The following is a 13832-nucleotide window of genomic DNA, read 5'->3' on the forward strand; positions in this document are numbered from 1 at the left end:
GGGGCGGGCGGGGGGGGCGGCGCGGGGGGGGCCCCCGGGGGGGCGCCCCCCCCCCCCGCCCCCCCCCCCCCCCCCCCCCCCCCCGGGGGCCGGGGGGGGGGAACCCCCGGGACCCCGTTCGGGCAGGGAGACGCGGATGCTGCTGGACGGCCCTCAGCGGTGGCGGGCCGACCCGCCGAACCCCGGGCGGCCAGGTCAGGCCCGGCCCGGGGCGGCCGGCACCGACCGCACCGGTGAACCAGGCCCCCGCGACCGCGACCAGGACGGCGAGGAACCGGAGTACGCGCTGCCGCCCCTGGTCGACCAGTACGGCACCGGCGTCTCGCATGGTGAACTCGGACTCGGCTCATTTGAGTCACTTCTCGCCGAGGCCGTCGGCTCACACGGGCCGGCCCCGCCCGGCACCACCTTCTTCGACACCTGGGTGGGGCTCGCGGTGCGCCGCTGGTGCCCGCCGCTACTCGGCCTCGCCCCGCACTGCACACCCGCCCACTACCTCGCCGCCCGCCGCGAGGTGGGCGCCTACCGGGCCACCCGGCTGCTGCTACGGAGCTCGGGCGTGGGCGCGTACCTGCTGGCGGATGCGGGGGGCGGGACGGACGAGGCGGGTGCGGTGGACCTGGCCGGGGGCTCGTGCCCGGCTGGGCGCCCGTACTCGGCTGGTGGCTCCCACGCGGTCGGCGACCCGTACCCGGCCCGTGGCCCCCGTCCAGCCGGTGGCCCGTACCCGGCCGGTGGCCCGCATCCCGCTGCCGGCGGCTTCGCTGTTGCTGGCTGCCGCGTCGGTCTCGGTGCCCGTGCCGTCCCCGACGCCGGTGACGCGCCGTTCTCGGCCGCCGAACTCGCCTCGGCCGCGGACGCCCCCGTGCACCGGGTGCTGCCGCTGCGGCGTTTCGCGGGGCGGCTGGCCGACGCCGCGACCAGCACGCGCGGCTTCCTCGACGCGCTGGCGGACTCCCTGGCCCCGGCCCCGCAGCACGTCGTCGCCCTCGCCCTCACCGTCGACGGGCCCCTCCCCGGGGCCGCGCCCGACGGTGCGGCGGTGTGGCGGGCCGCCGACCACTGGCTGCGCGACCGCCGCCCCGGCCCCTCGCCAGCCGCCCCGGCCCTCGTCCACCACCTGCTGTGGAGCGCCGTCGCCAGCGGGCTGCCCGTCCAACTGCACTGCCGTGAGCGCGTGGACGTCGGCGCCTTCCTGGCCGCGACGCGCGGCTACGGCACCCACCTGGTGCTGCTGCCGGGGCCCGGGCCGCGCGCGGGCGCGGGCGCGGGCGCCGGCCAGGACCACCTGTGGGCGGCCCGGCTCGCGGCGCTCTTCCCGCACGTGTACGCGGACGCCGGGCCAGCGCCCCAGGAGACGCTGCGGCACGCGCCGTTCGGCAAGCTCATGTTCGCCACCGGGGCGTGGGCGCTGCCCGAGCTGTACGTGGTGGCCGCGCGGCAGTTCACGGAGGCGATGGGGCGGCTGGTGCGGGAGTGGACTGCGGACGGGGTGTGTGCCGAACCCGATGCGTGGCGCATCGCCGCGCTGGTGGCGGCGGGCACCGCCCGCCGGGTCTACCGGCTACCGGCTCCTGCCGGCTCCTCCACGACGGGCTGAAGCGCCTCGTGCTCGCCGGTGGGCCCGTCCGGGAGAGCGTCCGGCGGCGGCGTGCCCCGGTCCCGCAGGACGAGGAAGACCCGCAGCACTGCGATCCACACCAGGCAGGAGCCGAGCATGTGCATCCCGACGACGAACTCCGGCAGGTGCGTGAAGTACTGCACGTAGCCGATCAGGCCCTGCGAGAGCAGCACCACGAAGAGCTCGACGACCCGGCGCGCGGCGGGGTGCGGCGCCCGGACCGCGCGCAGCGTGAACCACAGGGCCACGGTCAGGCCGAAGACGATGTAGACGAAGTCGACGTGGAGCTGGGTGATCTCCTGCCAGTCCAGCGGGATGCGGTGCACCTTCCGCGCGTCGCCCGCGTGCGGCCCGGAGCCGGTGACCACGGTGCCGATGACGATCAGCGCCGCCGCGGCACCGACCAGCAGCCAGGACAACTGCCGCACCGCGGTGGCGACCAGCAGCCGCGGCGCGTCGTCGCCCTCGCGGGTGCGCTGCCAGGTGATCACGGCGACCGTCAGCAGCACGGTGGAGAGCAGGAAGTGCGAGCTGACGATGTACGGGTTCAGCCCGGTCAGCACCGTGATGCCGCCGACCACGGCGTTGCCCATCACGATCCAGAACTGCAACCAGCCGAGCCGGGTCAGCGAACTGCGCATCGGCTTCGCCGCCCGGGCCACGATGATGAAGAACCCGATGACCGCGCAGAGCACGTACGTCAGCAGGCGGTTGCTGAACTCGATGACGCCGTAGATGCCCATGTCGGCGGTGGGCGTCAGGCTGTCGTCGGTGCACTTGGGCCAGGTCTCGCAGCCGAGCCCGGACTGGGTGAGCCGGACGGCCCCGCCCGTCACCACGATGAGGACGGCCATCACCACGGTGACCAGCGCTGCCTGCCGGACCAGGCGCGCGGAGGGCGTCCAGCGGCGGGCGATCAGCTCAAGGGGATTCCACGAATTCGGCACGGGCTCATGGTAGGCCGCACCTTGTGCACCGATTCACGAGGGGTGCCCGGCGCGCCGCACCCTCCCGTACGCGCTGCATCCGCGCAGCTCACGGGCGCCTCGGGGGTGATCTTGGGGGCTCCGCTACTCCCAGCGGAAGAAGCGTCCCGCGGCGCCGAGGCCGAGTACCGCCCAGACGGCCAGGATGCCGAGGTCCGACCAGGGCACGCCGGCGCCGTCCCGCAGGACGTCGCGCAGGCCGTCGGAGAGCGCGGCGACCGGCAGCAGGTGCAGCGCGTCCGCCAGGCCGTCGGGGAACTTCGACAGCGGCACGATGACCCCGCCGCCGAAGAGCAGCAGCAGGAAGACGAGGTTGGCCGCAGCCAGTGTGACCTCGGCCTTCAGCGTGCCGGCCATGAGCAGCCCGAGGCCGGAGAAGGCCGCGGTGCCGAGCAGCAGGAGCAGTGCGACGGTGGCCGGATTGCCGTGCGGTGACCAGCCGAGCGCCAGCGCGACCGCGGTCAGCAGGGCGATCTGGAGCACCTCGGTGACCAGGACCGCGCAGGTCTTGGCCGCCATCAGGCCCCACCGCGGCAGCGGGGACGCGCCGAGCCGCTTGAGCACCCCGTACCGGCGCTCGAAGCCGGTCGCGATGGCCTGCCCGGTGAACGCGGTGGAGAGCACCGCGAGCGCCAGCACGCCGGGCGCCAGGAAGTCCACCGCGTCGCCGTCGCCGGTGTCCACCACGTCGACCAGGCTGAACAGGGTCAGCAACAGGGTCGGGATGATGATCACGAGCAGCAGTTGCTCGCCGTTGCGCAGCAGCAGCCGGGTCTCCAGCGCCGCCTGCGCCCCGATCATCCGCCCCAGCGGCGCGGCGCCCGGGCGCGGGGTGAAGGTGCCGGCGGTGCCCGTGCGGGCGGCGGCGCCCTCGGGGCCGGTCGGGTCAGCGGTCTCGGCCATCACGCGCGCAGCTCCTTGCCGGTCAGCTCCAGGAAGACGTCCTCCAGGGTGTGCCGCTCCACCGAGAGTCGGTCGGGCAACACCCCGTGCTGGGCGCACCAGGAGGCCACGGTCGCCAGCAACTGCGGCGTGACGTTCCCGGTCACCCGGTACGAGCCGGGCACCAGCTCGGCCGCCGTGCACTCGGCCGGCAGCGCCTTCAGCAGCGAGGCCAGGTCGAGCCCGGGCCGGCCGGTGAAGCGCAGCGAGTTCTCCGCGCCGCCGCGGCACAGCTCCTCCGGGCTGCCGGAGGCGATCACCTTGCCGGCGTCGATGATGTGCACCTGGTCGGCGAGCTGTTCGGCCTCGTCCATGTGGTGGGTGGTGAGGACGACGCCCACCCCGTCCGCGCGCAGCTCGCGCACCAGGTCCCAGGTGGCGCGGCGGGCCTGCGGGTCGAGCCCGGCGGTCGGCTCGTCCAGGAAGACCAGCTCGGGCCGGCCGACCACGGCCATCGCCAGCGCCAGCCGCTGCTGCTGGCCGCCGGAGAGCCGGCGGTAGGTGGTACGGCCGCAGCCCTCCAGGCCGAGCCGGGTGATCAGGGCGTCCACGTCCACCGGGTGGGCGTGCAGCGATGCGGTGTGGCGCAGCATCTCGGCGGCGCGGGCGCCGGGGTAGACGCCGCCGGACTGGAGCATCACGCCGATGCGCGGGCGCAGCGCGGACGCGTCCGCGACCGGGTCGAGCCCGAGCACCCGTACGGTGCCGGCGTCCGGCCGCCGGTACCCCTCGCAGGTCTCGATGGTGGTGGTCTTGCCGGCGCCGTTGGGGCCGAGCACGGCGGTGACGGCGCCGCGGGCGACGGTCAGCGAGAGGCCGTCGACCGCCGTCTTCGTCCCGTACCGCTTGACCAGGCCGACGATCTCGACCGCCGGCGCCTCCCCGGCGGCTTCCCCCGACGCCGGCCCGGTGAGGTGGCTGGGGGAGGGCTCTTCTCGCATGGGCCGCAGTCTACGAAGGCGCGCCGGCGGTTTGGGCGGCAGGGCCATGCTGGCCCGGGCCGACCGCCGCGGGGCCCGACGCCCCTGCCCGGCGCTCCGGCTTGGTGCTTATGCCCCGTACCTCCGCCTTCGGCGTCCCTACCCTGTGCTCCCGCTCGACGTCTCCGCCCCGTTCCCCCGCACCGGCCGGCCCGGAGCCCGCACCTGCGGCCGGCCCGAAGCCCGCTCGCGCGGCCGGCCGTGACCCCGCCCGCATCCCGGCCGGCGGCACGGGCATCCCACCCGGGGCACCGGCCGGTCTGACCAGCGACATAAAGTGGCCGCTCGCCGGGCCGCCGCCGGTTCGCCCGCGCCCGGGTGCCCGTCGGTCCTCCTCGGTCTTCCCTGGTCATCCTTCCTTGGTTGTCTTGGGGCTCGCTCGATCCTGCTTGGCGTCTTCCGGCATGCTCGGTGTCTTTCGTTCGGGCAGGTCGGCGGGGCGGTGGCGGCGGCGGGCGCGTGGGGCTGCGGGGTGGCCGTGGGATGTCCGCGAGGTGGTCGCGGCCTGCCCGCGGGGCGCTCGCCGGGTGCCGGACGGCCTGGTCAGACGGGTTGTCGGTGATCGTTTGCGCAGGTCAACTTAGGTTTCCCTAAGTGACGCACCCCACCGAGCTCCGCTTCAGGGGCGGGTTGTCTCGGTCCAGATAATTACGCAACAATGGCGTTGTGAAATACGCGAGCGAGCACCAGGAGTCCGCGGCCCCGCCGGCCGCGGGGACCGGCACGTCTCCCGTATCCGCCCACGACGACCAGCGCAGCACCCGCAACCGGGTCGCGCGTTCGATCCTCGACCACGGCCCCTCCACGACGGCCGACATCGCCCGGCGGCTCAGGCTCACCCAGGCCGCCGTCCGGCGCCATCTGGACACCCTGGTGACCGAGGGCATCGTCGAACCCCGCGAGCAGCGGGTCTACGGCGCGCGCGGGCGGGGTCGGCCGGCCAAGGTCTTCGCCCTGACCGACTGCGGCCGGGACGCCTTCGACCAGGCATATGACCAACTGGCCACCGACGCGCTGCGCTGGATCGCGCAGTCGGCCGGCGGCGGCGAGATGGGCGAGGCCGCGGTCGCGGCGTTCGCCCGGGCGCGGCTGGCCGCGCAGGCGGCGGGGTATCGAGCGGCGATCGAGGCAGCGGCCCCGGAGTCCCGCACGGAGGCCCTGGCCAAGGCATTGACCGCTGACGGGTACGCTGCTACGGCGCGCAGCGCGCCTAACCCTCACCTGGGTGAACAGCTCTGCCAGCACCACTGTCCGGTTGCGCATGTCGCCGAGCAGTTCCCGCAGCTCTGTGAGGCGGAGACCGAGGTCTTCTCCCACCTGCTCGGGACTCATGTGCAACGTCTGGCCACCATCGCCCACGGCGACGGGGTGTGCACGACGTTCATTCCCAAGAAGAACACCACAGCATCCGCAAGCACGTCCGGGAGGAAACCCGCATGACTCTCCCCACGGAGACTGCTCACCCCGAGCTTGAGGGCCTGGGCACGTACGAATACGGCTGGGCCGACTCCGACGCCGCCGGCGCCGCTGCCAAGCGCGGCCTTTCCGAAGAGGTCGTACGCGACATCTCCGGGAAGAAGTCCGAGCCCGAGTGGATGCTGAAGCTCCGGCTCAAGGGCCTCAAGCTGTTCGGCAAGAAGCCGATGCCCACCTGGGGCTCGGACCTGTCGGGCATCGATTTCGACAACATCAAGTACTTCGTCCGCTCCACCGAGAAGCAGGCCGCGAGCTGGGAAGACCTGCCCGAGGACATCAAGAACACCTACGACAAGCTGGGCATCCCGGAGGCCGAGAAGCAGCGCCTGGTCGCCGGTGTCGCCGCGCAGTACGAGTCGGAGGTCGTCTACCACCAGATCCGTGAGGACCTGGAGGAGCAGGGCGTGCTGTTCCTGGACACCGACACGGCGCTCAAGGAGCACCCGGAGCTCTTCCAGGAGTACTTCGGCACCGTGATCCCGGCCGGCGACAACAAGTTCGCCGCGCTGAACACGGCCGTCTGGTCCGGTGGCTCGTTCATCTACGTCCCGCCGGGCGTGCACGTCGACATCCCGCTCCAGGCCTACTTCCGCATCAACACGGAGAACATGGGCCAGTTCGAGCGGACGCTGATCATCGTCGATGAGAACGCCTACGTGCACTACGTCGAGGGCTGTACCGCCCCGATCTACTCCTCCGACTCGCTGCACAGCGCGGTCGTGGAGATCATCGTCAAGAAGGGTGGTCGCTGCCGTTACACGACCATCCAGAACTGGTCGAACAACGTCTACAACCTGGTCACCAAGCGTGCCGTGGCCTACGAGGGCGCGACCATGGAGTGGGTCGACGGCAACATCGGCTCCAAGGTCACCATGAAGTACCCGGCCGTCTACCTGATGGGCGAGCACGCCAAGGGCGAGACGCTCTCCATCGCCTTCTCGGGCTCGGGCCAGCACCAGGACGCCGGCGCCAAGATGGTGCACATGGCGCCGAACACCTCCTCGAACATCGTCTCCAAGTCGGTGGCCCGCGGCGGTGGCCGCACCTCCTACCGCGGTCTGATCGAGATCGGCGAGGGCGCGCACGGCTCCAAGTCGAACGTGCTCTGTGACGCGCTCCTGGTGGACACCATCTCGCGCTCGGACACCTACCCGTACGTGGACGTCCGCGAGGACGACGTGTCCATGGGCCACGAGGCGACCGTCTCCAAGGTCAGCGACGACCAGCTCTTCTACCTGATGAGCCGCGGCCTGTCCGAGGACGAGGCGATGGCCATGATCGTCCGTGGCTTCGTCGAGCCGATCGCCCGCGAGCTCCCGATGGAGTACGCGCTGGAGCTCAACCGGCTGATCGAGCTGCAAATGGAGGGCTCGGTCGGCTGACGCCGCCCGCGCACCGCTGACGCAGCACCGTTTTCTGACGTAGAGAGAGAGCACCACGACAGCCATGGCTGAGAACACTCCCGCCGGTAGCACGACCGACGGCGCCATTCAGGTCGGCGGGCCGCAGCAGCCCATCGACGCCAGGGTCAGCGCCCCCGCCTCGTACGACGTGGCGGACTTCCCGGTGCCGCACGGCCGCGAGGAGGAGTGGCGGTTCACGCCGCTGGAGCGGCTGCGGGGTCTGCACGACGGCACCGCGGAGGCCAGCGGCGCGCTGCGGGCCGAGGTGGCGGCGCCCGACGGCGTCACCGTGGAGACCGTGGACCGCGAGGACCCCAGGCTCGGCCGGGCCGGCAAGCCGGTGGACCGCGTCGCCGCGCAGGCGTACAGCGCCTTCGAGAAGGCGTCCGTGATCTCCGTGCCCAAGGACGCGGTGCTCACCGAGCCGGTGCGGATCTCCGTGCACGGCGAGGGCGGCGTGGTCTACGGCCACCAACTGGTCGAGGTCGGCAACTTCGCCGAGGCGGTGGTGGTCATCGACCACACCGGCGACGCGACGCTCGCCGCCAACGTCGAGTTCGTGATCGGGGACGGCGCCAAGCTGACCGTCGTCTCCGTGCAGGACTGGGACGACACCGCCGTGCACGTCGCGCAGCACACCGCGCTGGTGGGCCGCGACGCCACGTTCAAGTCGGTCATCGTCACCTTCGGCGGCGACCTGGTCCGGCTGCACCCGCGGGTGATCTACGGCGGTCCCGGCGGCGAGGCCGAGCTGTTCGGCCTGTACTTCACCGACGACGGCCAGCACCAGGAGCACCGGCTCTTCGTCGACCACGACACCCCGCACTGCCGGAGCAACGTGGTCTACAAGGGCGCGCTCCAGGGCCAGGCCGCGCACGCGGTGTGGATCGGCGACGTGCTCATCCGGGCCGCGGCCGAGGGCACCGACACCTACGAGCTCAACCGGAACCTGGTGCTCAGCGACGGCGCCCGAGTCGACTCGGTGCCGAACCGGGAGATCGAGACCGGCGAGATCGTCGGCGCCGGGCACGCATCGGCCACCGGCAGGTTCGACGACGAGCAGCTCTTCTACCTGATGGCCCGCGGCATCCCCGCCGACGAGGCCCGGCGCCTGGTCGTCCGCGGCTTCTTCGCCGAGCTGGTCCAGCAGATCGGCATCCCGGACATCGAGGACCGCCTGCTCGCCAAGATCGAGGCGGAACTGGAGGCGTCCGTCGGATGAGCAGCACCCCGTTCGTACGGGCTTGCGCGCTGGGCGAGCTCGAAGAGGACACCCCCAAGCGCGTGGAGCTGGACGGCGTGCCCGTCTCGCTCGTGCGCACCGAGGGCGAGGTGTTCGCGATCAACGACATCTGCTCGCACGCGAACGTCTCGCTGTCCGAGGGCGAGGTGGACGACTGCGCCATCGAGTGCTGGCTGCACGGGTCGAGCTTCGACCTGCGCACCGGCAAGCCGTCCGGGCTGCCCGCGACGCGCCCCGTACCCGTATACCCCGTCAAGATCGAAGGGGACGGCCCAGAGGCTTCTGTGCTCGTCTCCGTCACCCAGGAGTCCTGAGGCAACCCATGGCAACGCTTGAGATCAACGACCTGCACGTCTCCGTCGAGGCCGAGAACGGGCCCCGGGAGATCCTGCGCGGCGTCGACCTGACCGTGAAGCAGGGCGAGACGCACGCGATCATGGGCCCGAACGGCTCCGGCAAGTCCACCCTCGCGTACTCCCTCGCGGGGCACCCGAAGTACACCGTCACCGGCGGCACCGTCACCCTCGACGGCGAGGACGTCCTGGAGATGTCCGTCGACGAGCGGGCCCGGGCCGGCGTCTTCCTCGCCATGCAGTACCCGGTCGAGGTGCCCGGCGTCTCCGTCTCCAACTTCCTGCGCACCTCCGCCACCGCCGTCCGCGGCGAGGCCCCCAAGCTGCGGCTGTGGGTCAAGGAGGTCAAGGAGGCCATGGAGCGGCTCTCCATCGACCCCGCGTTCGCCGAGCGCAACGTGAACGAGGGCTTCTCCGGCGGCGAGAAGAAGCGCCACGAGATCCTCCAGCTCGAACTGCTCAAGCCCAAGGTCGCGATCTTGGACGAGACGGACTCGGGCCTGGACGTCGACGCGCTGCGCGTCGTCTCCGAGGGCGTCAACCGGGTGCGTGAGGGCGGCGACGTCGGCACCCTGCTGATCACGCACTACACCCGCATCCTGCGGTACATCAAGCCCGACTTCGTGCACGTCTTCGCGCAGGGCCGGATCGCCGAGTCCGGTGGCGCGGAGCTCGCCGACAAGTTGGAGAATGAGGGCTACGAGGCGTACGTGAAGGGCGGCGCGAACTCGTGACCCCCGCACGCGAGGCCACCGGCCCGCGGAAGTTCCGCGACCCGCGGGCCGTGCTCCGCCGCTGCACAGCGGCGGGGCCGGGCCGCGCGGGCCAAGCGACCACCGAAAGGGGAGGGGCGTGACACTGCTGCCGGGCCTCCTCGACACCGAGGCGATCCGTAAGGACTTCCCCGTCCTGGACCGTGCGGCCCACGACGGCAAGAGGCTCGTCTACCTGGACAACGCGGCGACCTCGCAGAAGCCGCGCCAGGTCCTCGACGCCCTCAACGCGTACTACGAGCGGCACAACTCCAACGTGCACCGCGGCGTGCACGTGCTGGCCGAAGAGGCCACCGCGCTGTACGAGGGTGCGCGCGACAAGGTCGCGGCCTTCATCAACGCCCCCAGCCGCGACGAGGTGATCTTCACCAAGAACGCCTCGGAGTCGCTGAACCTGGTGGCCAACATGCTGGGCTGGGCCGACGAGCCCTACCGGGTTGACCAGGACACCGAGATCGTCATCACGGAGATGGAGCACCACTCCAACATCGTCCCGTGGCAACTGCTCTCGCAGCGCACGGGCGCGAAGCTGAAGTGGTTCGGGCTCACCGACGACGGCCGGCTCGACCTGTCCAACATCGACGAGATCATCACGCCCCAGACGAAGATCGTCTCGTTCGTGCTGGTCTCCAACATCCTGGGCACCATCAACCCGGTCGAGGCCATCGTGCGCCGCGCCCAGGAGGTCGGCGCCCTGGTGCTGATCGACGCCTCGCAGGCGGCGCCGCACATGGTGCTCGACGTGCAGGCGTTGCAGGCCGACTTCGTGGCCTTCACCGGCCACAAGATGTGCGCGCCGACCGGCATCGGAGTGCTGTGGGGCCGCCAGGAACTCCTGGAGGACCTGCCGCCCTTCCTCGGCGGCGGCGAGATGATCGAGACCGTCTCGATGCACTCCTCGACGTATGCGCCGGCGCCGCACAAGTTCGAGGCGGGTACGCCCCCGATCGCCCAGGCCGTCGGCCTCGGCGCGGCCGTGGACTACCTGTCGGCGATCGGCATGGACCGCATAGAAGCGCACGAGCACGCGATCACCGAGTACGCCGTGCGTCGCTTCCAAGACGTCCCCGACCTGCGGATCATCGGCCCGACGACGGCCGAGGACCGTGGCGCCGCGATCTCCTTCACGCTCGGCGACATCCACCCGCACGACGTGGGCCAGGTGCTGGACGAGCAGGGCATCGCGGTTCGCGTGGGTCACCACTGTGCCCGCCCCGTCTGCCTGCGGTACGGAATTCCGGCGACCACGCGGGCGTCGTTCTATCTGTACTCCACGCCGGCCGAGGTCGATGCCTTGGTCGAGGGGCTGGAGCACGTTCGGAACTTCTTCGGGTAGGGGCTGCTGACTCGTGAAGCTGGATTCGATGTACCAGGACGTCATCCTGGACCACTACAAGCACCCGCACGGCCGGGGGCTTCGGGATGGCGATGCCGAAGTGCACCATGTCAACCCGACCTGTGGTGATGAGATCACGCTGCGCGTACGGCTGGACGGCGAGACCATCGCCGACGTGTCGTACGAGGGGCAGGGCTGTTCCATCAGCCAGGCGAGCGCTTCGGTGCTCAACGAACTGTTGGTGGGCAAGGAGCTTGCCGAGGCCCGCAGGGTCCAGGAGACCTTCCTGGAGCTGATGCAGTCCAAGGGCAAGATCGAGCCGGACGAGGCGATGGAAGAGGTCCTGGAGGACGCCGTGGCGTTCGCGGGGGTCTCGAAGTATCCGGCGCGGGTCAAGTGCGCGCTGCTGAGCTGGATGGCCTGGAAGGATGCCACGGCCCAGGCCCTGGGCGAGGGCACGGGAAGGAAGAGCGCATGAGCGAGAACGCAACGACCACCAAGCCCGCCAGCGAGGAGGAGGTCCGCGAGGCGCTGTACGACGTGGTCGACCCCGAGTTGGGCATCGATGTCGTCAACCTGGGGCTGATCTACGGCATCCACATCGACGACGCCAACATCGCCACCCTCGACATGACGCTGACCTCGGCGGCCTGTCCGCTGACCGACGTCATCGAGGACCAGGCGAAGTCGGCCACCGAGGGCATCGTCAACGAGCTGCGGATCAACTGGGTCTGGATGCCGCCGTGGGGCCCGGACAAGATCACCGACGACGGTCGGGAGCAGCTCCGGGCGCTGGGCTTCAACGTCTGAGATCCGCGTTCCGGAGAGCCCGCGACTGATCCGGGGGAGCGACCCGCTTCGTGGTGGTCCGTCCCGGCGAACGGGTTGTTCCGGCCGCTCGCGATGATCTAGGTGCTGACACGGCCATGCCAACCAGGCAGACTGGTTGGCATGGCCGTTTCGCTGTATCAAGTCGCCGTAGACGCACATGACCCCAAGGCGCTCGCCACCTTCTGGACCCAGGTCCTGGACTGGCAGATCGTGTACGAGGACGCCGAGGAGGTGGTGATCAGCCGGGACGCGGACGGCAGCACGCTGCCCGTGATCGCCTTCCTCGCCGTGCCGGAGGCGAAGGCGGGCAAGAACCGCCTGCACTTCGACATCACCCCGGACGGCGACCAGCAGGCCGAGGTGGACCGCATCATCGCGCTGGGCGCCCGCCCGGCCGACGTCGGCCAGGGGCCGGACGTGACCTGGAAGGTCCTCGCAGATACGGAAGGTAACGAATTCTGCGTGCTGCGCCGGAGGACCGCGCCGCTCGACTGAGGCCCGTACGGGACTCCCGGGCTCGACCGGGGCCGCGCGGGACCTCCCGCCGGGCCCCGGATGGGGCCCGGTGGGTCCGGTGGCCGGGACCGGTTCGCTTCGGTGGGCCGCCTCCGGTTAGCGTTCGAACATGACCGACGCAGCAACTCACCGCACGACCGGCGCCGTCGCCGCCGGGCTCGCCACCCTCAGCGAGGACGGCACCGTACTCGACACCTGGTTCCCGGCCCCCGCCTTGACCGCCGAGCCCGGCCCGGCCGGCACCGAGCGGATCACCGACGCCGAGCGGGTGGCCGAACTCCTGGGCGCCGGCGCGCCCGCCGCCCTCGGCGCTGACCTGCGCCGCGGCGTCGAGGTCGTGGCCGTCCGTACGGTCATCGCCTCGCTCGACGACAAGCCGCTCGACGCGCACGACGCGTACCTGCGCCTGCACCTGCTCAGCCACCGGCTGGTGCGCCCGCACGGGCTGAGCCTGGACGGGCTCTTCGGGCTGCTGGCCAACGTGGCCTGGACCTCGCTCGGCCCGGTTCCGGTGGACCAGGTGGAGCGGGTGCGGCTCGCGGCCCGCGCCGAGGGGCTGCACCTCCAGGTGACGAGCGTGGACAAGTTCCCGCGGATGACCGACTACGTGACCCCGGCCGGGGTGCGGATCGGGGACGCCGACCGGGTGCGGCTCGGCGCCCACCTGGCGGCCGGCACCACCGTCATGCACGAGGGCTTCGTCAACTTCAACGCCGGCACGCTCGGCACCTCGATGGTCGAGGGCCGGATCAGCGCGGGCGTCGTCGTCGGCGACGGCTCCGACATCGGCGGCGGCGCCTCGATCATGGGCACGCTCTCCGGCGGCGGCAAGCAGATCGTTTCCATCGGCGAGCGCTGCCTGCTGGGCGCCGAGGCCGGCATCGGCATCGCGCTGGGCGACGACTGCGTGGTGGAGGCCGGCCTGTACGTCACCGCCGGTACCCGGGTGGCGCTCCCGGACGGCGAGGTCGTCAAGGCGCTCGACCTGTCGGGCGTCAACAACCTGCTGTTCCGCCGCAACTCCACCACCGGCCGCGTGGAGGCGCTCCAGCGCTCGGGTTCCTGGGGCGGCCTGAACGAGGCCCTGCACAGCCACAACTGACCCGCGCCGGCCCGACCCGTCCGGACTCCGACCGTACGAACTCCGTTTCGTACGCACTCCGATCCGTACGGGGCCGGGCCCGGGCGGGCCGTGAGCAAGGCCGCCGGGGGGGGGGGGGGCCCCCCCCGGCCGGGGGGCCCCCCCCCCGGCGCGACTGCTTGAACCCAAGCTGCGCCCGGGCCTTTTGCGCGTGGTGGGGGACGGGTGTGCCTGGCGCGTGGTGGGGGCTTGGGTTGTGGGGCGGGTGTGTCTGGCCCTGTGCTGATCGGG

Annotated in this window: 14 protein-coding genes; 11 read left to right on the forward strand and 3 right to left on the reverse strand. The window is 71.8% G+C overall.

Annotated features, from left to right (window positions below; translation table 11 throughout):
* The first annotated feature begins 136 nt into the window (after positions 1 to 136).
* Positions 137 to 1600 (forward strand): amidohydrolase, encoded by a 1464-nt coding sequence (locus AAHZ94_RS05660; protein WP_349991070.1) that lies wholly within the window; start codon positions 137 to 139, stop codon positions 1598 to 1600.
* Here the strand turns inward: AAHZ94_RS05660 and AAHZ94_RS05665 are convergent.
* From AAHZ94_RS05665 to AAHZ94_RS05675, 3 genes are all read right to left on the reverse strand, one after another.
* The gene (locus AAHZ94_RS05665) at positions 1558 to 2568 is read right to left on the reverse strand and encodes a COX15/CtaA family protein (protein WP_349991039.1); all 1011 of its coding nucleotides are present in this window, start codon (positions 2566 to 2568) and stop codon (positions 1558 to 1560) included. The genes AAHZ94_RS05660 and AAHZ94_RS05665 overlap by 43 nt on opposite strands.
* 123 nt (positions 2569 to 2691) lie before the next feature.
* Entirely contained in the window at positions 2692 to 3510 is an 819-nt protein-coding gene (locus tag AAHZ94_RS05670) for an ABC transporter permease (RefSeq protein ID WP_349991041.1), read from the reverse strand.
* On the reverse strand, positions 3510 to 4490 hold the full coding sequence (locus tag AAHZ94_RS05675) for an ABC transporter ATP-binding protein (RefSeq protein ID WP_349991043.1): 981 nt from the start codon (positions 4488 to 4490) through the stop codon (positions 3510 to 3512). Before AAHZ94_RS05675 ends, AAHZ94_RS05670 begins: the two co-directional genes overlap by 1 nt.
* A 705-nt stretch (positions 4491 to 5195) precedes the next feature.
* On the opposite strand from AAHZ94_RS05675, the gene AAHZ94_RS05680 reads away from it, so the two are divergent.
* The 10 genes from AAHZ94_RS05680 (at position 5196) to dapD (ending at position 13562) form a co-directional block, all read left to right on the forward strand.
* The gene (locus tag AAHZ94_RS05680; RefSeq protein ID WP_349991045.1) at positions 5196 to 5969 is read left to right on the forward strand and encodes a helix-turn-helix transcriptional regulator; all 774 of its coding nucleotides are present in this window, start codon (positions 5196 to 5198) and stop codon (positions 5967 to 5969) included.
* Positions 5966 to 7387, forward strand: a complete 1422-nt coding sequence (gene sufB, locus AAHZ94_RS05685) for a Fe-S cluster assembly protein SufB (protein ID WP_349991046.1) — start codon at positions 5966 to 5968, stop codon at positions 7385 to 7387. The genes AAHZ94_RS05680 and sufB overlap by 4 nt, the downstream gene beginning before the upstream one ends.
* Before the next feature lie 64 nt (positions 7388 to 7451).
* Positions 7452 to 8630, forward strand: coding sequence for a Fe-S cluster assembly protein SufD (gene sufD / locus AAHZ94_RS05690; protein ID WP_349991048.1), 1179 nt, complete (start codon positions 7452 to 7454; stop codon positions 8628 to 8630).
* Positions 8627 to 8965: a non-heme iron oxygenase ferredoxin subunit gene (locus AAHZ94_RS05695; RefSeq protein WP_349991049.1), complete on the forward strand. Its 339-nt coding sequence runs from the start codon at positions 8627 to 8629 to the stop codon at positions 8963 to 8965. The genes sufD and AAHZ94_RS05695 overlap by 4 nt, the downstream gene beginning before the upstream one ends.
* 8 nt (positions 8966 to 8973) lie before the next feature.
* Entirely contained in the window at positions 8974 to 9738 is a 765-nt protein-coding gene (sufC, locus tag AAHZ94_RS05700) for a Fe-S cluster assembly ATPase SufC (RefSeq protein ID WP_349991051.1), read from the forward strand.
* A 118-nt stretch (positions 9739 to 9856) separates the two neighbouring features.
* A complete protein-coding gene (locus AAHZ94_RS05705) occupies positions 9857 to 11113 on the forward strand; it encodes a cysteine desulfurase (RefSeq protein WP_349991052.1) in 1257 nt (418 codons plus the stop codon).
* A gap of 13 nt (positions 11114 to 11126) precedes the next feature.
* The gene (gene sufU / locus AAHZ94_RS05710) at positions 11127 to 11591 is read left to right on the forward strand and encodes a Fe-S cluster assembly sulfur transfer protein SufU (protein WP_349991054.1); all 465 of its coding nucleotides are present in this window, start codon (positions 11127 to 11129) and stop codon (positions 11589 to 11591) included.
* Positions 11588 to 11923, forward strand: coding sequence for a metal-sulfur cluster assembly factor (locus AAHZ94_RS05715; RefSeq protein WP_349991056.1), 336 nt, complete (start codon positions 11588 to 11590; stop codon positions 11921 to 11923). Before sufU ends, AAHZ94_RS05715 begins: the two co-directional genes overlap by 4 nt.
* 141 nt (positions 11924 to 12064) lie before the next feature.
* Positions 12065 to 12439 (forward strand): VOC family protein, encoded by a 375-nt coding sequence (locus tag AAHZ94_RS05720; RefSeq protein WP_349991058.1) that lies wholly within the window; start codon positions 12065 to 12067, stop codon positions 12437 to 12439.
* A 130-nt stretch (positions 12440 to 12569) separates the two neighbouring features.
* Positions 12570 to 13562: a 2,3,4,5-tetrahydropyridine-2,6-dicarboxylate N-succinyltransferase gene (gene dapD, locus AAHZ94_RS05725; protein ID WP_349991060.1), complete on the forward strand. Its 993-nt coding sequence runs from the start codon at positions 12570 to 12572 to the stop codon at positions 13560 to 13562.
* The last annotated feature ends 270 nt before the right edge of the window (positions 13563 to 13832 follow it).

Origin of the sequence: Streptomyces sp. HSW2009, assembly GCF_040240285.1 — a bacterium.
Taxonomy (GTDB): Bacteria; Actinomycetota; Actinomycetes; order Streptomycetales; family Streptomycetaceae; genus Streptomyces.